The 23,558-nt window shown below is 69.2% G+C and carries 19 protein-coding genes; 17 read left to right on the forward strand and 2 right to left on the reverse strand.

The genetic code is table 11. The features are described from left to right. Nucleotides 1–307 precede the first annotated feature (307 nt). Both mobF (ACIOWN_RS33330) and ACIOWN_RS33335 read left to right on the forward strand, forming a co-directional pair. Nucleotides 308–1,939 (forward strand): MobF family relaxase, encoded by a 1,632-nt coding sequence (gene mobF, locus ACIOWN_RS33330; protein ID WP_362356516.1) that lies wholly within the window; start codon nucleotides 308–310, stop codon nucleotides 1,937–1,939. 357 nt (nucleotides 1,940–2,296) lie between these two features. Next, nucleotides 2,297–2,494 carry a hypothetical protein gene (locus ACIOWN_RS33335; protein WP_362356518.1) on the forward strand — a complete coding sequence of 66 codons (198 nt, stop codon included), beginning with the start codon at nucleotides 2,297–2,299 and terminating at the stop codon, nucleotides 2,492–2,494. 440 nt (nucleotides 2,495–2,934) lie between these two features. Here ACIOWN_RS33335 and ACIOWN_RS33340 read toward each other — a convergent pair whose 3' ends face one another. Continuing rightward, nucleotides 2,935–3,435 (reverse strand): hypothetical protein, encoded by a 501-nt coding sequence (locus tag ACIOWN_RS33340; protein WP_362356520.1) that lies wholly within the window; start codon nucleotides 3,433–3,435, stop codon nucleotides 2,935–2,937. A 1,260-nt stretch (nucleotides 3,436–4,695) separates the two neighbouring features. Between ACIOWN_RS33340 and ACIOWN_RS33345 the strand changes: the two genes are divergently transcribed. The 11 genes from ACIOWN_RS33345 (at nucleotide 4,696) to mobF (ACIOWN_RS33395) (ending at nucleotide 16,441) form a co-directional block, all read left to right on the forward strand. Beyond that, nucleotides 4,696–5,124, forward strand: a complete 429-nt coding sequence (locus tag ACIOWN_RS33345; RefSeq protein WP_362356522.1) for a hypothetical protein — start codon at nucleotides 4,696–4,698, stop codon at nucleotides 5,122–5,124. Nucleotides 5,125–5,579: 455 nt separating this feature from the next. Next, entirely contained in the window at nucleotides 5,580–6,815 is a 1,236-nt protein-coding gene (locus tag ACIOWN_RS33350; protein WP_362356524.1) for a replication-relaxation family protein, read from the forward strand. A 210-nt stretch (nucleotides 6,816–7,025) separates the two neighbouring features. Beyond that, nucleotides 7,026–8,957 carry a helicase HerA domain-containing protein gene (locus ACIOWN_RS33355; protein WP_362356526.1) on the forward strand — a complete coding sequence of 644 codons (1,932 nt, stop codon included), beginning with the start codon at nucleotides 7,026–7,028 and terminating at the stop codon, nucleotides 8,955–8,957. Nucleotides 8,958–9,076: 119 nt separating this feature from the next. After that, complete coding sequence (locus tag ACIOWN_RS33360) at nucleotides 9,077–9,889, forward strand: hypothetical protein (RefSeq protein WP_362356528.1); 813 nt, start codon at nucleotides 9,077–9,079, stop codon at nucleotides 9,887–9,889. 170 nt (nucleotides 9,890–10,059) lie between these two features. Then, on the forward strand, nucleotides 10,060–10,317 hold the full coding sequence (locus ACIOWN_RS33365) for a hypothetical protein (protein ID WP_362356530.1): 258 nt from the start codon (nucleotides 10,060–10,062) through the stop codon (nucleotides 10,315–10,317). 68 nt (nucleotides 10,318–10,385) lie between these two features. Beyond that, the gene (locus ACIOWN_RS33370) at nucleotides 10,386–10,835 is read left to right on the forward strand and encodes a hypothetical protein (RefSeq protein WP_362356532.1); all 450 of its coding nucleotides are present in this window, start codon (nucleotides 10,386–10,388) and stop codon (nucleotides 10,833–10,835) included. Beyond that, a complete protein-coding gene (locus ACIOWN_RS33375; RefSeq protein ID WP_401984301.1) occupies nucleotides 10,832–11,353 on the forward strand; it encodes an NUDIX domain-containing protein in 522 nt (173 codons plus the stop codon). The genes ACIOWN_RS33370 and ACIOWN_RS33375 overlap by 4 nt, the downstream gene beginning before the upstream one ends. A gap of 297 nt (nucleotides 11,354–11,650) precedes the next feature. Continuing rightward, the gene (locus tag ACIOWN_RS33380; RefSeq protein WP_401984302.1) at nucleotides 11,651–12,547 is read left to right on the forward strand and encodes a phosphotransferase enzyme family protein; all 897 of its coding nucleotides are present in this window, start codon (nucleotides 11,651–11,653) and stop codon (nucleotides 12,545–12,547) included. A 407-nt stretch (nucleotides 12,548–12,954) separates the two neighbouring features. Next, nucleotides 12,955–13,656 carry a hypothetical protein gene (locus ACIOWN_RS33385; protein WP_362358070.1) on the forward strand — a complete coding sequence of 234 codons (702 nt, stop codon included), beginning with the start codon at nucleotides 12,955–12,957 and terminating at the stop codon, nucleotides 13,654–13,656. Nucleotides 13,657–13,744: 88 nt separating this feature from the next. Further along, nucleotides 13,745–14,296 carry a 2'-5' RNA ligase family protein gene (locus ACIOWN_RS33390; RefSeq protein WP_362358072.1) on the forward strand — a complete coding sequence of 184 codons (552 nt, stop codon included), beginning with the start codon at nucleotides 13,745–13,747 and terminating at the stop codon, nucleotides 14,294–14,296. A 189-nt stretch (nucleotides 14,297–14,485) separates the two neighbouring features. Further along, a complete protein-coding gene (gene mobF / locus ACIOWN_RS33395; RefSeq protein ID WP_401984304.1) occupies nucleotides 14,486–16,441 on the forward strand; it encodes a MobF family relaxase in 1,956 nt (651 codons plus the stop codon). 374 nt (nucleotides 16,442–16,815) lie between these two features. On the opposite strand, the gene ACIOWN_RS33400 is transcribed toward mobF (ACIOWN_RS33395), so the two are convergent. Then, nucleotides 16,816–17,259: a hypothetical protein gene (locus ACIOWN_RS33400; protein ID WP_401984306.1), complete on the reverse strand. Its 444-nt coding sequence runs from the start codon at nucleotides 17,257–17,259 to the stop codon at nucleotides 16,816–16,818. Between the two features lie 688 nt (nucleotides 17,260–17,947). On the opposite strand from ACIOWN_RS33400, the gene ACIOWN_RS33405 reads away from it, so the two are divergent. The 4 genes from ACIOWN_RS33405 to ACIOWN_RS33420 all read left to right on the forward strand — a co-directional run bounded on the left by ACIOWN_RS33405 (nucleotide 17,948) and on the right by ACIOWN_RS33420 (nucleotide 23,197). Further along, nucleotides 17,948–19,339 (forward strand): replication-relaxation family protein, encoded by a 1,392-nt coding sequence (locus tag ACIOWN_RS33405; protein WP_401984308.1) that lies wholly within the window; start codon nucleotides 17,948–17,950, stop codon nucleotides 19,337–19,339. Between the two features lie 210 nt (nucleotides 19,340–19,549). Next, nucleotides 19,550–20,725 (forward strand): dsDNA nuclease domain-containing protein, encoded by a 1,176-nt coding sequence (locus tag ACIOWN_RS33410; RefSeq protein ID WP_362357916.1) that lies wholly within the window; start codon nucleotides 19,550–19,552, stop codon nucleotides 20,723–20,725. Then, nucleotides 20,715–21,269, forward strand: coding sequence for a hypothetical protein (locus ACIOWN_RS33415; protein WP_362357914.1), 555 nt, complete (start codon nucleotides 20,715–20,717; stop codon nucleotides 21,267–21,269). Before ACIOWN_RS33410 ends, ACIOWN_RS33415 begins: the two co-directional genes overlap by 11 nt. Next, entirely contained in the window at nucleotides 21,266–23,197 is a 1,932-nt protein-coding gene (locus ACIOWN_RS33420) for a hypothetical protein (protein WP_362357912.1), read from the forward strand. The genes ACIOWN_RS33415 and ACIOWN_RS33420 overlap by 4 nt, the downstream gene beginning before the upstream one ends. Nucleotides 23,198–23,558 lie beyond the last annotated feature (361 nt).

Below are 23,558 nucleotides of genomic sequence, written 5' to 3' on the forward strand. Positions count from 1 at the left end.
AGGCATCTCGACGGACTGGGCCTCGGACACGTTCTCACTGGTCATCGGTGCATCTTCCTTGATCAGGAGTTACACCGAACGTTTTACAGTCCCTCTTGTTGGGGTGTGTCAGACGTGTGCGGCTGGGTGCCGCGCAGCATTTGCATGGCACTGAAGGGGCGGTGTGTGCGAAAGACGGTGTTCGCCAGGCGGGCGCGATGCCGCTGCCGGCGCCCGCCGTGCGGGATCGGCCGTGAAGCTTCGGTGAACCCTCCCGCCCCACGGGATCGTGCTTTCTTGCAGGTCAGAGCCGGTGTCCCCTGTGGGGATGCTCAGTGTCGCGAAGGTTCAGAGGCGTAACGCGTGGCGGTACTACGTGTGCGGAGTGGCGTTCGGGGACGGCCGCCGCCCGGTCGGCCAGTCGTTGAAGGACGCCCAGGAGATGGCCGGCCTTCCGCCGGGGAGGTGGTTGGGGCGCGGCCTGGACGCGCTCGGGCTCGCCGCGGGCGCGGAGGTGTCCCAGCGGCAGATGGAGCTGCTGTTCGGGCAGGGTCGGCACCCGGACGCCGACCGCATCGAGCGGCACCTCCTGGACGACGGCGCCGACCCGGCCACCGCGCGGCGGGCGACCGTGCTCGGGCAGCCGATCGAGGAGATCGAGGCGCGCAAGCAGACCCCGCTGCTCGCCCTCGACTTCACCTTCCGTCCGCAGGCGTCCCTGATCATGCTGTGGGCGCTGGGAGACGCCAGGACGCGCCGGATCATCGAGCGGGCGCACGAGCGGGCCATCGCCAAGGCGCTGCGCTGGCTGGAGGATGAGGTCGCACAGACCCGGTGGGCCTCCGGCCGCGGCCGCGCGAAGACGCCGGCCCTCGTAGTCGCGGCGTTCCGGCACTTCGACAACCGGGAGGGCTTCCCCCTCCTGCACGACCACTGCCTGGTCCTCAACCGCGTGCAGCGCTTGGACGACGACGGCGAGCCGGTGTGGGGCGCCCTGGACACGACCCGGCTCTACCAGAATGTGGTGGCGGCCGGGACGCTCTACACCCTCGCGATGACGACCGAGGTGTGTGAGGAGCTGGGACTGGCGACGGTGCCGAGGGAGGTGACGCCGGGCCTGCGCCCTGTGATGGAGATAGCCGGTGTCGACTCCGAATTCATCGACTGGTCCTCCACCCGCCGCCAGCGGATCGAGGACGTCCTGGAGGGCCTGACCTTCAAGCACGCGCAGAAGCACGGGCGGCTGCCCGGAGAGAAGGCCCGACACGGCCTCGGGTGGTGGGCGGCGCAGGACACCCGTCCCGAGAAGAAGACCCCGCGCCCGCTGAAGCAGCTGCTCGCGTGGTGGCGGGCGTCCGCGCTGCTGAAGTTCGGCAAGCAGGTGGTCGACGGGCTCGTTCAGCGCTGCCGTGCGGCGGGAGCGCTGATCCGGACCTGGGTGGATCCGCACGTCGATGCCGCACTCGCCGCCATCGACGTCGCCGCGGTCGTCTCCACCGTGCGCGGCGCCTTCGCCCGCCGCCACGTCCTGGCCGAAGCCCGCCGGCACCTGCTGGAGACCTTGCGCGGCCAGGATTTCACGCGCGGCCTGGACGACTACATCGCGAACCGCGCCCTGTCCGACTACGGCCGCCAGTTCACCGTTCCGAAGCCCGGCCGTCGGGCCCCGGATGCCGACCAGCTCTTCCACACCGCCGACTTCGCCGAGCCCGATCGCTGGTGGATCGCCGGTGCCGACGGCAAGCCTCCCCGCGAGTCGAGCCGGTACGAGCGGGCCCGGGTCGCCAGCCTCGCCGTGCAGAACGCGATCCGCGCCGCCCGTACCCCGCCCGCCGCCGCATGGGACGATGCCCAGGCCGCGACCGAGTCGGCCGCCGCGCACGCGGAAGACCAGCACGATCAGGTGTCGGACGCACCGCGCGGCGTCGACCACCCGGGCCGGGATGCCGCGTGCGGGTGAAGACGGCGAGCCGTTCCAGGTTCTTCGGCGTGCGCAACCACGTCGCCGCGTCGGTCGTCCGGCCCCCCAGGTACTCCGGCCAACGCCCGCCGCCGCGCCATCGAGGAGAGGGAGATCCCGGCCCCGGACGCCGACCCGGCCGGACCGGCCGACCGGCGACGCCAGGAGCACGAGCAGCAGCGCCAGCAGCCCGGCCCCGGCCAAGGCCAGGGTCTCCAGCCGTGACGCGCCGCAGACCGTCCGGCGGGACGGACGACGAAGTCACCGCGCCGGACGCCGGGACGCGACTGGCCGCCCCCCCCGAGGCCACCCGAAGCGGGGAGGGTACGAGGGATTGCCCTCGAGTACGGAGGCCCCATGATTGCCCCGACCCTGCCGCACCTGACGCCCGAGCAGTTGGAGCGCCTGGCGGAACTCGCCGACGCGGCCCGGCTGCGCATGGCGCTGTACCCGCTGCCGAAGCCGCCGCCCGTCCGGCGCCGATCCCGCTCCCGGCAGTACCCCGGTGGCTGGCCGAACCCGTGGCGCACCGCGCGGGGTCGCTGCCGGGGATGACCGGCCACGGTGGACTCCACCGTCTACCCGGTGTGGGCCGGCGATGGGGCCAGACGGGAGTGGAGTCCACTCTCCGAGTGGAGACCACGGTGGTGCGCATCGGGTGGACTCCACTCTGGTGCGCACCATCCAGTGGGGGAGTGCGGGACATCCCGGCATCCGGTGCGCATGGTGCGGTTCATCGAGCGCATCGGTGCGATGCCGGTGCGGTTCATCCGGTGCACCGGTGCGCCGGCCGACGATGCCGTGCACTGAGCCTCCGCCAACCTGAAGTCGCAGGTCAAAGGGCTGGTGTGTCAGTACTTCTGGGAACTCTCGCTGGTCGCAAGCGGTAGTCTGCGAAGTAGATCGTCCGTCAGGCTCTGGCAGAAAAGTCGATCGGCGGCGCACGGTGATGAGTTGAATTTGGCGCCAACGGATCGAAAGACTGATCTCCGTGCTTACTGGTGCAGGCCGACCTCGGTCGCCTGGCGGAAGATGTCTCCGCACGTGGGGGATGGTGTCGGCGAGCGTTCGGCGACGATGTTCAGCGCATAGCGCAGTTCCCTGCTCAGCAGCAAGAGCCTGTGGCTGTACTGCCCGCCTTTGTAGGTGTACAGGCGGAAGACGTTCACGGCCTGTCCATCACGATCGTCGGCGAAGGTGTCCGGCAGCCCGGCGAGCAGTTCGTAGTCGCGCTTGCCGGTAGCCGCGTCAGCCACGGCCTTGAGGGGCAGAGCGTCGAATTCTGCGGCGGACGAGGAGGCGTCGAGTGCGACGGCGTGGGCGGCCAGGGCGGCGAAGATCTCGATCATTCGCTCGCCTGCAGCCGTGTCGATGCCTCGGGTGGTTAGTGTCTCGCGGCGGCGAGCCTGCCGCCATGGTTCCTGGTCCACCAGCGGCAGCAGCAAACGGCCCAGGTGCGTGCAGCGACGCCACAGCATGTCGTGGTCCGAGGTCACGGTCGATCCTCTCTACGGCGAGTGGAAGGCCCGGGGCCGACCAACTCGACGACCACCAGGCCCTCCAACTTCCCACTACGCGCAGGGCACGTACAGAACGGGGCTGTTCGCCGTACCCGAGCCATGGGAGCCGCCCGAGCTCACGAGGGTCCCGTACGTAGTGGTACGCCAGCCAACGTTCGGGTCACCGGCGCGACTCTCGCAGGTTGCCGCTGCAGTTGACGACCGCAGTGGTGGCGCGCACAGGGACTGGCGCGCGGTTCCTGCCGTGTACCACATGTGCGAGAAGTCGTTGTAGTACTCGAGGTCCACCTCGCTGGTGCAGGCCACGGGCCCGCCCGAGCACGTCTTGATGCCTCCGGTACCCGTCATCCGGGAGCCGCTGTGGTTGGGCTTCAACGCGTTGAAATCGCAGCTGGTCGTTACTTGGGGGGACGCGTCCTGCGCTGTCACAGTGATCTCCGGCGGGGCAGGGTTCGGCGGCGGGGCTGCCAGCGCCGTCTGAGTGCCGGTGGCGACCAACGCAACGCCGACGACGAACGCACTCATAATGGATCTTATTCGCACGAAACAGTCTCCTTGTCGCTGAGCGGGCTGATGGGCCCTGAGGTGATACGAGACGGTAAATGTGGAACACGAGGTACAGAAGTGACGTTTCAGCCAGTCGCCCCTCCGCCCCACGCGTCTGAGAAAGCGTGAACGTCGGCAATCCCATGAGGCGTTGTCTCATCGGTTGACTTCGAGGTTCGTCAGGACGAGCAGAGCGCGCAGGAGCGGGTGGCGCGGGCGGGATCGGTGCGGATTCGCTGGAAAGCAACCCTTGTCCAGCTGCGAGTTTCCGCGTGATCTTCGACGTTTCCCCTTGACCACGTCCGCTACCACCCCGGAGACGACCCGCACCGGGCCCCCGATGCCCGGTGGCGGAGGGGAGATCTCTCCCCCCGGCGCACCGCGCACCATCACCGTGAGTGAAGGCGGTGCGGGGTGCGGTCGATGCCGTGCACCCCCGCATCGCGGTGCGTTCCACCAGGTGGAGTGCACGACATCGCCCGCACCGAGTGGAGAGTGGAGGCCATCGCGCGGCGCACCAGGTGTGGTTGGAGTCCACTCGGTGCGCTCCACCGGGTGGGGGAGTGCGTTACATCGTGCGCAACTCAACGCACCGTGCGCGCGCCGGTCCGCACCCGCGCGCCGCCGCCTCGGACATCAGGTGAGGGTGGCGCGCGTCGCCCGCCGGACGTCGGTCTCTATGATCCGCGCGTGGGACAGACCCCGGCACAGAAGGCCGCCAAGGCGGCACGCGGCCAGCAGCCGAAGAAGCGGCCCAGCAAGGCGCAGCGCGACGCGATCAAGCGGGCGCAGGCGGCCAAGAAGAAGGCGGGCAGCGGGAAGCCGGCTGCGAAAAAGACGGCGGCGAAGAAGGCGGTGCCGCTGCCGCGCGGGTCGGTGCGGGCCGCGTACCCGGGCACCTGCCCGGCCTGCTTCAAGGACTACGCCAAGGGCGAGGTCATCACGAAGGTGACCGACGGCTGGGGACATCCCGGCTGTGCGCCCCGGCAGCTGTCGGCAGCCGAGCGCGAGTTCGCCCGGAACAAGGCCCGGATCGAGAGCGGCGAGACGTTCCGCGGCCAGAAGCTCTCGGACTGGCGGCGCGGAGCCTCGCCGTCCAGCACCCGGCCCGCCCGCTGAACTTCAGCCGAGCGGTGTGGCGTCGGCCACAGACAAACCCATACGACAGCGGGCTGGTCAAGGAGGAATCGGACACCCGCAGTTGCTGATCGTCAGACAGCGGACAAGGGGTGCTTCCTCACGGTGGCTCCGGCCCATGCGTACCTGCGCGTGCGGGCCGGACGACTGCCGACCCGGCCCGCAGGCCGGGGGAAAACGAGGACACCGTGCCCACCGACCGTGCACCCCGCTCCCTCCAAGACCGCCGTACTGTGCCCGGCCCGGCGCCCGCCGGCGCCGTGGACCAGATCCCGCAGGCCCCCTCCACGGGCCCCTCCCTCGCCCCCTCCACGGCCACTTCGCCCGCCGGACGCGTATCCGCATGTCAGCCCCAGAGGTCAAGGTCCCGCGACGCGTTCGACAACCCTCCTAGGTCGACACAGGTCTGGAAGCCGACCGGAGTGCGAAGGAAGGAGGTGCTGAGGGCTCTGGGCATCTTCCAGCGGGCTACCGCCGATCAGCTCTGGCGGATGCTGCGCCCCGCGGACCGGCACGACCGGATCACCAGGGACACCCTGAACGTGTTGAAGGAGACGGGGCTGGTCCGGGTGGAGACGCGACTGGAGTCGGGACACCAGCTGTGGGTGCTCACCGAGAAGGGCCACAAGGAAGCCAAGCTGCTGCTGCCGAAGACGGTGCGGATCTCCGCGCTGCGCAAGCTCCGGCTCGACGCCAAGGGCCGGCCGGTGAAGGACGACGGCTACGACGAACACGCCGCAGCTGTCACCTCGACCGCGGCCGTGCTCACCGGGGCCGGGTACGGCACCCCGCTGTCCTGGCAGACCGAGATCGCCCACAAGCTCCCGTACGGCTACACCCAGTACGCCGACCTGACGATGCGCGCGCCGGACGCCGGGGTGCCCGCGATGCTCCTGGAGGTCGACCGCGTCAACGAGCCCGTCGACGACCTGGTGGACAAGCTGCGCCGCTACACCGACTGGTTCGACCTGTTGGCGCCGAAGGCTGACGCGACCAAGGAGAAGGCAGCCCGTCGGCAGGGTGCGGCGGTGCACGACTTCCGGCTGTGGTCGCGGATCTACCCGGCGACGGGCCGCGAGGGCTACGTGCCGGTGGCGTTCGTGTTCACGGGGAAGACCGCCGCGCAGCGTGAGAGCCGCATGCTGCGCCTGGAGCAGGCCACCCGCGTCTACTTCGCCGGCACCGCGCGCCGGGGAGAGAGCTACACGGCGGTCGACTACCACCAGGCGGTGCCCGTGGTCGTCACCGAGCTGGAGCGGATCACCGCCGACCCGGACGGGGCCGCGGGCAGGGTGTGGCGCAGGCTCGGGCGCGATGAGTGGCAGACGCTGTCCGAGGCCCTGGACAACCCCGACGGCGAGCGGCTGTACCGGGTGGAGCTCCGGGAGGCCCGTCGGCGCCAGGCGGAGCGCGAGGCCGCTCACCGGGAGGCACAGCGGCCGGTGTGCACGCGGTGCGGCAACAAGTTCACCGACGAACGCTGGCAGCAGACCAAGGGGGCCTCGTGGCCCGGTGAGTGGGACCGGCTGTGCGGGCCGTGCGCGAAGGAGGCCGCCGGCCGGGCGGAGGCTGAACGCGTCGCGCGCCGCCAGGCGGAGGATGCCGAACGCGCGGCCGTCGAAGCGCCGTCCGTGAAGCCGCGCAGCCGTTTCGGCATTACGCGCCGCCGGTAGAGGACGGGCTCGGAGGCGGGGCGAATCACAGTCGGGTCACCTGCGGGGCCGGTACCGCCTAACTCGCCCTGCTGTGGGGCGGTTTTATCTCGCGGTTCGCGGATTTTGTCCACAGGTGATCCGTTCTACGGTCCTCGCCCGAGCGTCGGTGTCCGCTTCTCGCGGCACCGTCACGCCCGCACGCACAACCAGCACGAAGGGCGTAGGACCGTGGCGCAGGCGAAGTTCGACAAGCAAGTGGAGGAGACCGCCGAATCTGTGGCGTTCGGGATCGGCTGGTTCCTGGCCGGGCGGCCGCTGGACGGCGAGCGCAAGACCGACCCGACGTTCTGGCGCTCGGGCACCCGGGTCCTGCCGAAGGTCGAAGGCCGGGTGTCCCGGTCCTCCTACCGCGCCGGGTGGAAGCGCCTGACCTTCCGCATCAGCGCACTGGCCGCCGTCGGCGCGGGTGGCTACCAGGCCGGGTGGGTCCACCAGGACGCCACCGTGGCCGCCGCCCAGGAGATATGGGCCGACCCGGATCCCGCGCTCGCCGTGCTGGAGCAGAGCGGGATCGCCGCGGCGTCGACCGCGGCCGTCGGGACCGCTGCCTACCTCGCGCTGACCCGCAAGCGCCGGGAGCTGGTGCGGGAGTGGGTGCTCCCGCTGCATGAAGCCCTCGCGCTGCCGCTGCGCCTGCCGGAGCAGACCGACCCGCGCCGCTACCTCCACATCCCGCGCAACTTCTCCGAGGACGACGCGGTGATCCGCGTGGACGTGCCGGGGCGTCTGGACTTCTCCAAGGACCTGGTCGTCGACATCATCACGACCAAGCTCGCCCTGGAGGGCGTCACCTTCTCCTGGTACCTGGCGGGCCGCGAGACGTACGTGACGGTCAAGAAGACCCGCAAGCCCCCGGCCAAGGCCGCCTTCAAGGACCCCAAGGTCCGCGAGATCGTGGCCGCCGCCAAGGAGTCCGCGCCCGTCATCGGGATCGGCTCCGCCGGGCGGATCGTCACCGTCGACCTCGACGCGGAGTCCCCGCACATCCTGGTCAACGCCTCCACGGGCGGCGGCAAGTCGGTGACCCTGCGGTGCATCGCCTGCCAGATGCTCCACCACGGCTCACGCGTCTTCGTCCTCGACACCAAGCGGATCTCCCACCCGTGGGCGTCCGGGCTGCCGGGGGTCACGTACTGCCGCGACATCGCCGACATCCACGACCAGCTCATCGCCCTCGGCATGGAAGGCCGGCGCCGTACCCGCGTCGCCGACGAACTGGGCATCGACGCCGCCCCCAAGGCCATCGGCTCGCGGCTGCTGATCCTCCTCGAAGAGGTCAACGCGACGATGAAGCAGTTGGCCCGCTACTGGGAGAAGACCCGCGAGTCCGGCGACCCGAAGGTCTCCCCGGCCGTCGACGCGCTCAACGAGATCCTCTACATGGGCCGCCAGCTGCGCATGCACGTCCTCCTGGTCGCGCAGTCCGCCACCGCCCGCGCCCTCGGAGGCCCGGAGGTCCGCGAGCAGTTCTCCACCCGGATCCTGGCCCGCTACAGCGTCAACGCCTGGCGGATGCTCGCCCCGGAGGTCCACCCGGCGCCGAAGTCCACCAAGCACCACGGCCGCGCCCAGGTCGTCAGCGGCGGGTCCGCGCGGGAGACGCAGATCCTGTTCTTCGCCGAGGCCGAAGCCCGCGAGTGGGCCACCACGGGCAAGAAGGGCGTGTCCACCGGCGGGCCCGTCCCGGTGCAGCTGCACAAGCCGCCCGCAGACTCCCTCGCCGACGCCGCTTCCATCACCGCCCCCGGCCTTCCGCCAGCCCCCGAGCCGCCCGCGAGCGGGGGCTGGCCCGCTGACGCCCGAGACCTCGCTCCGGCCCCGGCCGCCGCGCCGGGCGAGCTCGCGGCCGGTACCACGGCGCCGCCGCCAGCGACCCCGGCCCTGGTCGACGACGACCAGGCGGTGGGGCTTCGCGAGGCCGCCGAACACCATCTGCCCGGCATCACCCTGGCCGCGCTACGTTTCGCCCGCGCCAACGATCCGGCCTTTCCCGGCTCGGTCGACAAGCGCGGCTCCGCGTTCTTCTACCGCGTCGGCGACCTCAAGAAGTGGGCCCGCAACCGGCCCCGCGCCGCCTCCGGCACCACCGAACTCGACTGACCACCCAGGCCCGCCCGTCAGCCGCCAACCGGGACCTGTCCGGCCCGGCCGACACGATCCCCCAGCACTGGAGAACACCCGGTTCACCAGGCACAGCACACAAGAGGAACACCACCACGATGACGAACACGACCGCGCTCCCGAAGCTGCTGCGCCTCACCGACCCTGGCCTGTGCGAGCAGATGGAGGCGCTGCCCGACTCCGCCGCACTCATCGGTATCAGCACCGACGGCCGGGCCATCGCCGTCGACATCGATGTCGCCCCGCACATCCTGGTCTGCAGCGACACCGGCGGCGGCAGCACGACCATCCTGCGCACCCTCACCGCCCAGTTCCTCCACCAGGGCGCCCACGCCCTGGTCCTCGACCACACCCGCATCTCCCACCTGTGGGCGAAGGACCTGCCGACGGTCACGCACCGCGGCAACGTCGCTGGCATCCACGACGCCCTGGTCGGCCTCGGCTCCGAGCTGAAGCGCCGCACCGACCTCGACGGCGACCTCGACGGTGCGCCGCGGCTGATGGTCGTCATCGACCGGGCCGACGACACGCTGCGGCACCTCGCCCGCTACTGGGAAACGTTCCGCCAGGAGGACGACCCGCAGCGGTCCCCGGCCATCGCCGCCCTCGAGGCCGTTCTGTACGAGGGGCGCGCGGCCCGCATCCACGTCATCTACGACGGACCGGCCACCATCGGCGGTCGGCTTATCCCCTGTGCTCGCGAGCAGTTCGCCACCGTCATCCTCGCCCGGGTCAGCGCCGGAACCTGGCAGAGGCTCGCCCCGATAGTCGACCCCGCCCCCAAGAGCAGCCCGCTCCCAGGCCGCGTCCACGTCGTCCAGGTCGGAGACGCCCACCCAGCTCAGGTGCCGCTGATGACCGACCTCGAAGCCGCCGACTGGCTCACCGCCACGGCGGCCAGAGAGAACTGACCGGCCTCGGAGACACCACGGGCCCCGGGGGATCAGCCATGACATCCCCGGGGCCCGGCTTTATGGAGTCACCCGATCCAACGACCCTGCGACCTCAACGTCACGCGTTCCATCGGTGGTTGGACTGGAGCAGGGGGAACACTGCCGGGAATCTGCTGTACACCAGAACCATGAAGACCCAAGAAGCGTTCTGCGTGCGATGCGGCAGCGCAGACACCCGTGTGAACCGCCTCGACCAGACCAGCGCGGACGGCGACTGCCTCCGCTGCGACCAGCCCTTCCACGCCACCCCGTGCCAGAACTGCGGCGGCTTTCGCATTGACGGTTCCTTCGGCGTCCCCGGCACCCGGTTCGAGAACCTCCCCGAGACCGTGAAGTGCTGGGACTGCGGCCACCGCAACCCGCTGCGTGACCCCGGCCCGGAGTAGGAACACTTCCGGCACCACAGTGCGTACGCTGCGAGCGTTTGGCCGCCTTTCGAGGAAGAGTTGACCAGATGAGCGACAACCCGTCCGTGCCCGGGCCGCGCCGGGACATGGCGATGCACAACGGCTGGTGGGCTTCGGGCTGGGATCACGTCCCCGTTCCCGGACAGGACGCCCACCGCTACGGCATCCTCCAGCCCCGCACCTCCCCGCGCGGCCACCAACTGCTGGACGAACTCCTGGAGAAGCCGACCGAATACCGGCAGACCACCGCGTACATCAACATCAGCCGGACCCTGCTCCCCGGCGACGCCATCACGTACTTCGAGAAGCTGATCCCCGCAGCCAACGGCGAATACCAGGCCACCGACGCCATCCTCGCCTTCGCCCGGGACCACGACCTCCTGATCCACCCCGTCACCGGCCGCTACTTCGACTGCGGCAACCCCGCCGGGTGGCTCGCCGCCAACAACGTCGCCGCCCACGCCCAGGGCCTGACCACCCAGAGCCTGAACCCATGAGCGCCACCCAGCCCACCGAGGCCGCGCCGTCAACCGCCATCGCCGTTCGCACCTGCGCCGTCATCCTCGAAGGCCGCCAGGTCTGCCTGATCCACCGCGAACGTCCCGACGGCGACCAGTACTCCCTTCCTGGCGGTCTCGTCCACGCAGACGAAGAAGTGCCAGCTGCACTCGCCCGCGAACTCAAGGAAGAACTCGACCTCGACCTCTCCGTCCTGCCCGGACGGCCGGAGCTGCGCTGGGTCCAGGACCAGATCACCTCCCGCCCCGGCAGCGACGCGCCGTTCCGCCGACTCCACCTGATCCACGTGCTCCACGTGCCGCCCCACGCCCGGCACACCATGGCGGCCACTGAGCAGGACGCCGAAGACCACGCCGGCATCGTCTGGGCGGACCTCGACCAGGTCGCCCGCCTGCACCTGTACCCCGCAGCCGGAGAAGCCCTCAGCGACTTGGCCACCCAAGCCAGTCCGGTCCTCCTGCCACCGATCACAGACCGGACGTACAGCTGGCGCTGACCCGTCAGTGCGGCAGTCATCGACTACGCCTCGCCTGCAGCGGGTCAGCGGTTGTTGCGGTAGGCGATGATCCCGCCCGCGACCAGGCCCGCAGCCTCGGGCGGTGCGGAACTCCTCCAGCCGACTGGCGTTGGTGTGCTGCTCCGGCGTGCTGTCCGGCGGGGTGCGCACTCCGAGCTGCGGGCCGTAGAAGCACACCACATACCCGTGGTGCAGGGCGGGCCGCCGTCGCCCCACGCCAGCACGGCCTTCCGCTGGTCCTCACCGACATCCCCGGCCACCGCGACGGTGCCGGCCGTGCAGCTGCAGGTCCAGCAGTACGAGGACAACGCGGTTTGGCGTGTCACCCCTCCCGGCGGTGCCCCGTTCGTCGCCCGCCTGTCCGTACGCGACGGCCGCCCCGCCCACCAGCAGCGCAGCGAAATGCGCTGGCTGGAGAGCCTCGCCACCTCCTGCACCGTCGCCGTCCCCGGCCACGACGGGCCCTCCACCCTGGCGCTGCTCCACTGGGTCCCGGGTATCGTGGAACTCCCCTACCAGGAGCCCGGCATGGCCGAGCAGATGGGCATCGCGACCGCCCAGCTCCACCACAACTCCGCCACCGTGGAGATCGCCGACCTCGACCGGCCGGTCTGGGACGCCGAGACCATCCTGCTCAAAGGGCACGCGCTGAACGACCCGGCCGCCCACCAGCAGATGGGCACCGAGGGCACCGCAGCACTATGGGAGGTCACCGAACGCATCACCCCGGCGCTCCAAGAGGGAGGCGACAGCGACCGCGGCCGTATCCACGGTGATCTCCACCGCGAGAACATGATCCTGATGCCCGGTGGCGGCAGCGTGGGCGTCATCGATTTCGACGACTGCGGCACCGGCCACTACCTCCTCGACATCGCCACAGTGCTCGGATCCATCCACCGCATTGCACACAAGACACCAGGCACCTACGAGAGCTTCGCCCACGCCTACCTGGCCGGATACACCAGCGTCCGGCCACTCCCCGCGGACTTCGACCGCCTGCTGGAGCCCTACCTGCTGCTGCGCGACGGTTTCGTCCTGAACTTCGTCACCGCGGCCGTACTCGCCAACGAAGCCGTCGCGACCACATGGGGCCCAGGACGCATCGCCGGCATCGTGGCCAGCATGCAGGCATACCTGGACGGGCATGCCTACCCCGGCACCATGCGAGATTGACCGCGCCGTTGAGGCTTCCCGGCGGGCCATGAGCCGCCTTGAAGAGCGCTGTATGCCTGCGGCCCGCCGTCCACTTTGGCAAGCTCACCGTCGCCGCTCTTGCCAAGCTCAATCACGGAGGACGTCGGCGCGAAGATCTGGCGCCACCCGCTGCTGCGCAGAGCCGGGCACCTGGGCAGCAGCTCCATGCCGGACATCGCCGGCATGGGGGAAGCCAACCGTCCCGTCTGTGCAGTCTTGAAAGCCGTTGCCCTCAAGCCGAAGGAAACCGCGAGGTTCATCGGTGCCAGCCGTTGGCCGTAGACGTCCCTCGGAGGCCTCCGCCAGGACGCCGAGGGACGTCTACGGCCAACGGCTGGCACTAAACCGAGGGCCACAGATTGACGCGGTCTCGTAAGATTCCCGCTATGGTGCAACTCAATCAGCGTCAGGCCCGGGTTCTATCTGATGAAATTTGTGCGGTGTCTTCTCTGGTTCGGCATGGGATCAGGATTGTTGAAGGCTACCGAATGGCTGACTATGATGCAGAGCCCGCCATCGTGTGCCTGGCTGGTGGGGCGGAAAAACTCCTCAAACTCACACTGGGGCTGAACGAACTAGGGAGCCGCGGAACGTGGCTAGAAGAAAAAAGAATGAGGTCATTCGGGCACAAGATTGACGCTCTTGACGAGCATATTCGGAAAATGGTTGAGGCGCGCATCGAGCAGCACCATTCCGTGGCGCACCTCCGTCAAGTCCTGAACCGTGTCGATGCAAACCCCTATGTCAAACCCATCCTCCAGACTCTGACGACCTACGCCAACCAGGGTCGCTACTACAACCTGGACACCCTTGCCCGTGGCAGCCTGACGGACCAGTCACCGGCTGAACTATGGGAAGAACTCCACGAGAAGATTCTCGACGCGAACCCTGGAATACTGCGGAAAATTGCAGAGTTGAACGACGAGGGAAGGAAAGGCCTGAACGAAGAGATCAAGAACGCCTTTTGTGTATGGGTGGAGTACCTGGCTCAGTTCTGGAGAATCGGGTTCTTCGGGAGGGAAGCGCAAAGGTGGGCAAGTCAACTCGACCTCCACGCGATCGCAGGCAGGGAGCATCACGTCACCTGAATTTTGTGCGCCTCGTACGAGGACTACGTCCACAACGTCATGGCATGTCGATCGAGGTCGCGTGCGTGAACCTGCCGGGGTGGTGAATATGAGTGTGGACAGGCTGGCAGGCGCGACGAGGACGGCGATCATCGTTCCTGTATCCGAGGCGGAGGTGGTCGTGGGGCCTTACCGGCGGGTCTTGGACCACACGGCGTCCTGGCCGGTTCCGGCGCACGTTACGGTCCTCTATCCGTTCGTCGCGCCGGACCGCATCACAGAGAGCGTGATCGACGATGTGCGAGCGTGCTTGGTGACGGTACCCACCTTCACGTGCATGTTCTCCCATGTGGGGTGGTTCGGACAGGATGTCGTGTGGCTGGCTCCTGATCCGGACGCGTCTTTCCGCGCGCTCACCGAGGTCGTCGTGCGCCGGTTCCCCGAGTGTCTGCCCTATCGGGGGGCGCATCCGGATCCGACACCGCACCTGACTGTCGGGAGCACGCGCCTGGCGGATCTTGACGGTATGCAGCGGGCAGCCACCGACTTGCGAGCGAAGCTGCCGATCCATGCCCGAATCGACTGCGTACGTTTGATCGCCGGTGCCGACACGCCAGGCTCGTGGCGCACGGTGAGCGAGTTCGCGTTGCCGCCCGCGTAATCGCGTAGGGATCGTGTGCAGCTTCGTCGCCACCGGATTTGCCGGAGAGCGATGACACTGGCTCGCCGACCGGAGCCGCTTCCCGCCTGGCGGGCACCTGAGAAGAAAGTTCGGCCGTTGCTCCCGCCTGGCGGGACGTGCGGCTGACCGTCCTTTTATTGCAGGTCAGGGCCGTGTGGCGTGGTCTGCATGATGGATATAGCGCTGATCACCGCCGGGCAGATGTACCGCTACTACCTGCGCCAGGTCGTCGTCGGTGACGGCCGCCGACCGGCCCGCACGCCCCTCGTCCAGGCTCAGGAAGAGGCCGGGGTCCCGGCCGGGCGATGGATGGGCCGGGGCCTTGCCGTCCTCGGCCTGGCGGCGGGCGATGTCGTCACCGAGGCGCAGCTGCGCAACCTCTTCGGCGAGGGCCGGCACCCGCACGCCGACCAGATCGAGGCCGACCAGCTCGCCGCCGGGAAGAAGCCCGCAGCCGCGCGCAGGGCCGGGGCGCTCGGTCGGCGGGTGAAGGTCACCGGATTCGATCTGGTCTTCCGCCCGCAGCCGACCCTCACCCTGCTGTGGGCTCTCGGGGATGAGGAGACGCGGCGGGCGATCGAGGCCGCGCACGAGCGGGCGATTGCCGCCGTGCTCGCCTGGATCGAGGACGAGGCCGCGATCATCCGCGTCGGCGCGCAGGGTGTCTACAAGGTCCGCCCGGTGCACGGTCTGGTCGCCGCGCGGTTCCGCCACTACGAGGCGCGCTCCGGGATGCCGCTCCTGCACGACCACCTCCTTCTGTCCGTCAAAGCCCAGCGCCCTGATGGCAAGTGGGGCTCGGTGCACTCCGAGGTCCTGTACGAGCACGCGGTGGCCGCCTCCGCGCTCTACAACGAAGTCGTGATGGCTGAGGCATGTGAGGCGCTGGGGCTGGCCTCCGAGCCGCGGACCGTCACCGCCGGGCGCCGCCCGGTGATGGACGTCGCCGGGGTACCGCACGAGCTGATCCGTTGGACCTCCCGGCGCAGCGACCAGATCGCCGCCTGCCTGGCAGAGCTGGAGCACGAGTACGTCACCGCCGTCGATGACGACGGTGAGCCGCGGTTCCTGCCCGTGGTCTCCGAGCGGGCCCGCGCCAAGCTGAACGGGATCGCCGCGAAGATGACGCGCCCGCCGAAGCAGAAGGCCCGGCCCCTCGCCAAGCTGCGCAAGGAGTGGAAGGAGAGCGCGATCCGCACCTCCGGTGTGGCCGCCGACGTCATCAACTCCCTCCTCGAGTACGCCCGCGCCGCAGCGGCGGCGATCCGGGCCCGGGTCGCCGCCGTGGTCGACGTCGCCCTAGCGGCCGTCGACGTCGCCGCGACGGTGTTCGTGATGAACAGCGGCGGCAGATTCCACCGCCGGCACCTGCTCGCCGAAGCCCGCCGTCACCTCGCTCTCGTCCTACGCGGCCGCCGCCACGAGCCGGGCCTGGACGACCGAATCGTGGACGCCGCACTCGCCACCTACTGCCTGGACATCAGCGAACCGAAGACGCTGCGCGGCCTGCTGCCCGCCTACCGCCTCTACACCGCCCGCTGGTCACTGGCCGACCTCACCTCCGACCGCCGGCGCCCACCCACCACCGCCCCCGACCGGCAGCCACCGGCCGACCCGAGCGCACCCGACGCGCCCCGGCCTCCGGGCCTGGGACCGGGGGAGTGGGAGATACCCCGCGTGCCGTTGCAGTACGAACGGGCTGTCCTCGCCGGCGCGGCGGTCCACGAGAAGCTGCGCTCCACCGTCGCCACGCGCGGCCGGGCGTACGACGTCACCCGGCACCAGCAGGCGGCGATGCCCGAGCAGCTGCTCGCGCCCCCAGCCGCCGATGCCGAACACGACGACCAGGAGCGGGGAGCCGACCGACGGGAGGCCGTTGGCCTGACGGCGCTGCGGGCCCTTCGGGAGTCACGCACCGACGTGGAAGCCCTCGATCTCACAGCCGAGCGGCTGCGCCACCTCGGGGCCGCCTTCACCGCGGCGGCCGACCGGGCCCGCGCCACCATGGACCGCTACGGGCACCGGGACGATGCCGACGACGCGCATCCGGTGCGCGAGGACGACCAGCAGGCGCACCGCCCGCAGGAGCCCGGACCGCACCGCGGCCGGGAGGCTGGCCACTGAGTGGACCTGATACCGCCGCACCCGGTGCGGTGGTGCGCACCGACGATGTGGTGGACTCCACCGAGTGGACTCCACCGAGTGGACTCCACCGAGTGGACTCCACCGGCAGGAGTGGAGGACACCGACATCCACTCCACTGAGTGGAGTCCACCGGCTGGGAGTGGACGACACCGTGCGGGAGTGGACGCCATCGCCGGGGACGATGCCGTGCATCCACCCGGTGCGCACCCGCCGCATTTCCCCTTGACCTCGGCGCGTGTCAAGGAGAAACGCGCCGCCCTCAGCTGGTCCACTCCGCTGCATCGACCCCCACCCGATGCGCACCACTCCCGCGCGCCGGCCGCACCGCCTACCGAGGGATGCACACCGGAGGGCTACCGGCGCGCACCGGGTGCGGGGTGCACCGCGTGGGCCAGCACCAGGCGCTCGTTGCGCATCGCCTCCAGGGTGTCGGCGGTGTCCGGGTGGTCGGGGTCCGGGACGACGTTCGCCGTGAACCGGATGATGCTGCGGGCGATGCCGGGCACCGCCGTGGTGGGGGAGTCCCGCGCCCAGTCCCGCAGCGCGGACAGCAGCACGCACCCGACCTCGTCCAGCGCGAAGGAGTCCGCGCACGGGTCGGCCTCACCGTCGACGGCCGTGACGGGGCAGACGATGTCCTCGGCCAGCCGCAGCAGGACGAACGCCAGCTTCGGGTTCGCTTCCGCCCGCCCGGCGACAGCGGCGCCGCCACTCATCTGCAGCGCCAGGAGATAGGCGAAGCCCCGCTCCACCTGCTCGGGTGTCAGCGGTGTACGGGACGGGATCAGGTACGGCATCAAGCTCTCCTCACGTGACCGCCGCGCGAACCACGGCGTCGTTCCCGCATGGTCGGCGCGCTGACCTGTGGACAGAGGACAGAGAGCTCTCCCCCCAACTCGAACCGGACGAATCGGGGCCGCAAGGGCCAAACCCGGCCCCCTTGTCGTTCGTGGTCGGCCCGACCACGAACCTGACCATGACCCCTTGTCCAGGTCCGCTACCGCCCCGACCACGACCGCGTTTCTCCTTGACCACGCTCGCTATCGGCGGCCGTCAGACCGCGGACAAGGGGGTCCCGTGCACGCTGCTCCCTCGATCACCGCCCACGAGGGCGGCCCGGAGCGAAGGAGCCACCGCGATGACCACGCACCGACCCCCGGCAGGCGCCCGGCGCGCCCGCCCCGACCACGGGCCCGACCAGTACCGGGCAAGCCGACCCGGCCTCCTGCGGTGCGCACTTGGGAGGCCACTGTGGAACCCACTTTGGTGCCCGGCACCGAGCCGGACGGGAAACCCCCAGGTCACCGCCCAGATTCGGGCGCGCGCCGCGTCGTCACAACCCTCTTCTCTCCTCCTGAACTTCTGTGTGATGTCCGTGGAGGAGGAGAGCATCGGATCCGGGGGCCGGGTGCCCTCTGCGGCCGGGCGCGGCCGGCGCTCGGCAGGTGGCCGCGCGCGACAGACGACGGGGAGGGAGCGGAGCTGATGGCGGGGAAGCGTGAGGAGAACCCGGCGGGGTCGTCGAACAACCTGCGCGGCGACGTGCTGCGCGTGCTCGGAGTGCTGAAGGTCGCGACGGTCGAACAGATCCAGCAGATTGCGGCCCCGCACCTGAGCTACCGGCACAGCGACAAGCCGACGCCCTCCAAGCGGAAGCAGGCCCGCACCGCCTCACACACGGGTGCGCTCTCCGATCTGCGCAAGCACGGCCTGGCAGAGAACGGCGGGCAGATCCCGGACGGGGACACGCTGCGCAACCTGACACCCATGGGCCTGAAGGCCGCCTCCTACGAGCTGGGGCGGCCAGTGGGGGAGATGGGCAACCCGGCCCGCGGCGCAGGCCGCACCGGCGCCTCCCACCCGATGACGGTCAACGAAGCCGTGCTCGCCCTGCTGCGCCCGAAGCCGGACCTGTCCCAGCTCGCCAGCGAGCCGGCCGACGTCCTCGCCGCCGCGCAGGCCGCGGTCGATGCGCCCGCCGGGTTGGGCACCATCGCCTCCTACACGACCGAGGTGGCGCTGCCCGCGACGGGCACCTGGTCCAACCCCGGCAAGGGCGGCGCCCAGGCGGACATCCTCATCACCGCGCCCGAGGACGGGGTGCCGCTGCTATTCGTGGAGATCGACAACTGCTACGAGTCCGCGCAGGTCCTCGCCGCGAAGATCGACAAGTACATGCGGTTCTGCCAGCGGAAGGTGAAGGACGTCGACGGCAAGGAACGGCCGATATGGCGCACCCGCTGGTGGGCGCCCGACGGCCGCAACGGCGACCAGCCGCACCCGCCGCTGCTGCTCGTCTTCAACCGCATCGGCCCGCGCAACCCCAACACCGTCATCGCGCAGCTGGCCGAGCTCACCCAGCGGCACTGGAAGGGCACCGCGTACGAGGGCGGCTTCCACATGTACGACGGCAAGCTGCCCATCGTCGTCACCGGCATGAAGCAGCTGAAGGAGCACGGCCCGGCCGGGGCGATCTTCCGACGCTTCGGCCGGCCACAGAACCAGACGCTCCTCGAGGCGATCGGCAACCCGCGCCGCGAAGCCCACGCCGCCCGCCAGCAGGCCGAGCACGAAGCCCGCCAGCGGGAGTACAAGAAGCAGCTGCGCCGCGCGGCCGAGCAGCAGAGGGTCGAGCGGGAGTCCCGCCGTCCCGTGTGCGCCGGCTGCGGCACCCGGTTCACCGACGCGCGGTGGAAGGCCATCGAGCCCGCCGGGTGGGGCGCCCCGCGCGAGACCCACCCGCACCTGTGCGACGACTGCAAGCAGCGCGCCGTCACCGCCGAGTGCCAAGCCGAGCAGGCCGGGCACGAGCATCAGGAGAACGACCAGGCCGTGCCCGAGCAGAAGCCCACCGGCTGGCTCTCGCGCCTGCGCTGATGAGCCGGGCAAGCTGCTGACCGGCGCGGGCAAGCCCAAGGTCACCCTGGGCAAGCCCGGAGTACGAGTGGAGACCGGGAAGGAGCCTGGGGTCTCGTTCTTGCACTTCCGGCTCGCTGTGGTCAATCGGCTGAGATCTTCCGGCCAGTCGACTGGAGATCACAGATCCCCTACGCTGCGTGCTCGGGGAGTAACGAAATGGGGGGGCCGATGGCCGATCCAATTGAGACTGAAGCACCGGATGACTCAGGGTCGGTCACGGTACGGCGGTTCGAATACCAGATACACATCTCCGTGCAAGCAATCCTGGAGATGCTCGCGGGCGGAACGGTCATCCACGTGACCTGTGAGCACATCGAGGACGTAACCGTCGCCCGCAGAGGCGACCCCCGGTGCGTTGACGGTGTGTTCTGGGATTTCCAGCAGATCAAAACGAGGGATGCCGTCGAGCCCTGGACGCTCACGGACGTGTTCAAAAGTGGACCCCTCAAGAGCTTGTGGCGCACCCACGGAACCGTGGCGGGCACCGGACTGACCTATCAGCTGACCGCCAGCCTTGAGGGCCATCTCGACCCAGCCGACGATGCAGTCGTGGCTCTGTCCAAGGGGCGAGGCGGGGACAATGCAGCGTGCCGCAAACGGGTCGCGACGCACCTGAAAGTACAAGAGGACGCACTCGCCGATTTCCTTCCCCTGGTGCGCATTAGACCGCTGCCACGACGCGGTGACGTCGATCTGCGCAACACCCGAGTCCTGGCCGATCTCGGTTCAGGGCTCACCATGGCGATGATCGACGCCCTCTACGACGAGTTGCTTCGGCGTACCCGCGATGCCACCCAAGGTCTTCCCGTAGCCCGGTGGACGGAGCTCTTGGTCCTCGACAATCCGCCGCCGGCCGTGCTGAACAAACGCCTCACCGCGGCGGCGATTGCCGACGTACGGCAGCGCCTGACCCGTCCCGACCACGTTCTGCTGGAAGACCTATCCCAGCAACTGCATGGTCCAGAGACCGCGCTTGTTCGCAAGCTCCGGGCGGGCGCAGCCTCCACGGAGGTCATCGAGGACGCGCAGATGCTTCGCGCACAGGCCGAGCGACATCGCTTCAGGGAGCTGGCTCTGGGAGCCTGGCCCGGCGACCAAGCCATCGAGACCGACCTCGACCAGCGCCTGCTCTTGCTGGCCCGCCGCACCAGCCGCGCCCACAGAGGACACCCCCATCCTGCGGACGCCATCTTCGACGAGCTGCAACGCCTTCTCGATGCCAGCCCCGGCACCTACGACCGCCACCCCCTTTACGCCCAGGACGGTGTACTCCTGATGGGCAGGGCATGCGCTATCTCGGACGAATGCAAGTTCGACTGGGGGAGCGACCGAGATGCCTCCTAGCGTTACCGAGCCCACCACCGCCGTGCCGCCCACAAGGCCGCCCTCGGCCGATGCCCAAGCCCGCCTGCTGCTCCTCATCGATGTCTTCTCCGAAACCAAGGCGAGCAAGGGCATCGAAGGGCGCATGAAGCTGGCCAAGCTCGACTTCCTGTTGCGCTACCCGGACCGTTTCAACACGCTCATGGCTGTTCGACGGCCCAACGTCGACGTAGGCGAGAACCCGTGGCTGACCGGAACGATCGAGCAGAGCATGATCCGTTACAGGTACGGGCCATGGGATCCCGCCTACTACGCGCTGCTCGGCGCCCTCACCGGCAAAGGACTCATCGAGCCCAAACACGAGGACGCCATCGCGACCTACTGCACAACCCCCGCCGGGCATCACGTGGCGCAGGCTCTCGCCGAAAGCGAGAGCTGGCGCCCGGTACGCGACCGGGCCGTGCTGTTGCGCCGGCACTTCAACCTATCCGGCATCACCTTGAAGAATTTGATCTACGAGACGTTCCCCGACATCGTCGAGGCGGACTGGGGGACCTACCTATGAGACTGCGCATCGAAGAGATCACCCTGGTCGGCACCAGCCGCACGATCCGTTTCGAACCTGGCATGAACGCGATCGTCGGTTCTATGAGTGGCGGCAAGACCGCCACCGTCAGCTGCCTCCGAGCCCTCCTGGGCGCGGACGTGAGCGTCGTTCCCGAACTCCGAGGACGGACCATCGCTGGCACCGTGTTGGTCGGAGACCGCAGGTTCCGCATCGTCCGCCCCCTGGTCACCACCGCGAACGCCATGGTGGAGATCGCCGAAGTCGACGGCCGTGGTGAAGTCTGGCGGCTGCCCGCCAGCCAGCTCCGGGCCGGGTACGACGCAACCTTCCGTGACTGGTGGCGCGACGTGCTTGAGCTGCCCCGCCTGAGCGTCCCGCGGGCTCCCAATGACGACCGGAGCCCCCTGGTTCCCGTCACCATCAGCGACTACCTCATGTACTGCGTCCTGAGGCAGAAGGAGATCGACTCCTCCGTCTTCGGAACCCCGGACAACTACTCCAAGAACATCAAGCGCAAGTACGTCTTCGAGATCCTCTACGGCCTCTACGACCCCGAGGCGGCCGGACTACGGGACCGTCTACGTGAGGTCACCACAGAGCTGGCAGCCCTCACCGCGGATGCGAGCACCCTGGAACGGATCCTCCAGAGCACCGCCTTCGCCTCCCGCGCACAGCTAGAAGTCGAGCGCCTAGCGACGGAGCAGGAACTCACCCAAGCCCGCCAGGCCGACATCCACCTCACGGGCAGCATCCCACCCCCTGAGCCGACCACCGTAAGACTCCGCCAGCGGATCGCCGAGACGGAAGCAGAGATCGCCCGGGCCGCCGCCGCAGCCGAGGCAGAAGCCGTCTCCGTCAACCATCTCCGCGAACTGCACGGACAACTTGTTGCCCAGAGTCGCCGGCTCACCCGCGCCTTGGTCGCCGAGCGGCTCCTCAACGACTTCGAGTTCCACACCTGCCCCCGCTGCGGAGCCGGCGTACCAGACAGGGGTAACGAACACAGCTGCCGTCTATGCCTGCAGACCCCACCCAACCTGCCAGCACCATCCTCCCTCGCCGCGGAACAAGACCGGGTCATCGAGCAGGTAACCGAGACCGAAGAGCTCATCGACCGGAGCACCCACCGCCTCGCTCAGCTCCAGACAGCCGTCACTGACCAGACCCGGCGCCGGACAGATCTCGGTGCACAACTGGACCGAGCGACTTCCACCTACATCACCGACCAGGCAGACCGCATCCGAAGCGTCGCGGCCAGACAGGCGCAGCTCGAGGAGCGCCTCGCACGCCTGGACGACAGCTTGGCCCTCCACGACCGGCTGGCAGGGCAGGCCGAACGCGTCGCGGAACTGGAACGCGAGCAGGAGGACCTCAACAGCAGAATCGACGCCACCCGCCACAGCAACAAGGCCGTCAGCGAACGCCTGCAGAAACTCGACGACGCTTTCGAAGCCGCCCTCCGCAGCTTCGACGCTCCGCGCTTCGACGACGAGCCGGGCTCCTACATCAACAGGAAGACCTACATGCCCGTCGTGGACGGCCGTCCCTTCGCCGATCTGCAATCACAAGGCGTTGAGGTACTGGTGAACGTCGCCCACGTCCTCGCACACCAACACGTAGCACTCAACGACCCCGACATCCCCCTGCCCAACCTCCTGATCATCGACGGCATCAGCAGCAACGTCGGCCACGAAGGCGTCGACCTTGAACGCCTGCGCCGGATGTACGCCAGCCTCCTGCGCACTGCCACCGAACACGTCGACCGCCTGCAGATCATCGTCACCGACAACGACTCCCCTCCGATCGACGGCATTCACCGGCCACTGGAACTGTCCGACACAGACCGGCTTGTCCCTATGCCCCCGACCGAACCGAGTGACGGGCCGTCTGAAGACGCGCCCCCAGAAGAGGAGTCCGGCGACTGACAACCCCAGCGGGGCCGGACAGGAACACCCTGTCCGGCCCCGCTGGGGTTGTCTGGTTATGACCAGCGCATGCCGATGGCGGACAGCTGTCCCATCCAACTCTGGTCTCAGGGTCGAGGCCCGGCTGCGCTGGTTCCAGATCGAGCCGGAGCTCCCGCTCCTCTTGGTCCTCGCCGACGATCCGTTCGATGTGCTTCCGAGGTACCCGCAGGTGCCCCTCGCGCTGGTAGAACTGCTTGGCGGTTTCGTAGTTCATCGCCACCGTGGGTCGTGTCCCTTCTCGTGGTGTAGCCGATCATCCGGCGGTTGTGTTGGGGGTGTTGGGTAGTGCGGGGGCGCTTTCGGGGCGCTCGGCGGGGTA

The sequence above is a fragment of the Streptomyces sp. NPDC087787 genome (assembly GCF_044743035.1).
Taxonomy (GTDB): domain Bacteria; phylum Actinomycetota; class Actinomycetes; order Streptomycetales; family Streptomycetaceae; genus Streptomyces.

Coding starts and splice junctions, on each gene's coding strand:
- ACIOWN_RS33390 (WP_362358072.1), top strand. CDS start 13,745: ATGAGTGTGGACAGGCTGGCAGGCGCGACGAGGACGGCGATCATCGTT.
- ACIOWN_RS33335 (WP_362356518.1), top strand. CDS start 2,297: ATGATTGCCCCGACCCTGCCGCACCTGACGCCCGAGCAGTTGGAGCGC.
- ACIOWN_RS33415 (WP_362357914.1), top strand. CDS start 20,715: ATGCCTCCTAGCGTTACCGAGCCCACCACCGCCGTGCCGCCCACAAGG.
- mobF (WP_401984304.1), top strand. CDS start 14,486: ATGATGGATATAGCGCTGATCACCGCCGGGCAGATGTACCGCTACTAC.
- ACIOWN_RS33360 (WP_362356528.1), top strand. CDS start 9,077: ATGACGAACACGACCGCGCTCCCGAAGCTGCTGCGCCTCACCGACCCT.
- ACIOWN_RS33405 (WP_401984308.1), top strand. CDS start 17,948: ATGGCGGGGAAGCGTGAGGAGAACCCGGCGGGGTCGTCGAACAACCTG.
- ACIOWN_RS33420 (WP_362357912.1), top strand. CDS start 21,266: ATGAGACTGCGCATCGAAGAGATCACCCTGGTCGGCACCAGCCGCACG.
- mobF (WP_362356516.1), top strand. CDS start 308: ATGCTCAGTGTCGCGAAGGTTCAGAGGCGTAACGCGTGGCGGTACTAC.
- ACIOWN_RS33365 (WP_362356530.1), top strand. CDS start 10,060: ATGAAGACCCAAGAAGCGTTCTGCGTGCGATGCGGCAGCGCAGACACC.
- ACIOWN_RS33385 (WP_362358070.1), top strand. CDS start 12,955: ATGGTGCAACTCAATCAGCGTCAGGCCCGGGTTCTATCTGATGAAATT.
- ACIOWN_RS33370 (WP_362356532.1), top strand. CDS start 10,386: ATGAGCGACAACCCGTCCGTGCCCGGGCCGCGCCGGGACATGGCGATG.
- ACIOWN_RS33400 (WP_401984306.1), bottom strand. CDS start 17,259: ATGCCGTACCTGATCCCGTCCCGTACACCGCTGACACCCGAGCAGGTG.
- ACIOWN_RS33410 (WP_362357916.1), top strand. CDS start 19,550: ATGGCCGATCCAATTGAGACTGAAGCACCGGATGACTCAGGGTCGGTC.
- ACIOWN_RS33375 (WP_401984301.1), top strand. CDS start 10,832: ATGAGCGCCACCCAGCCCACCGAGGCCGCGCCGTCAACCGCCATCGCC.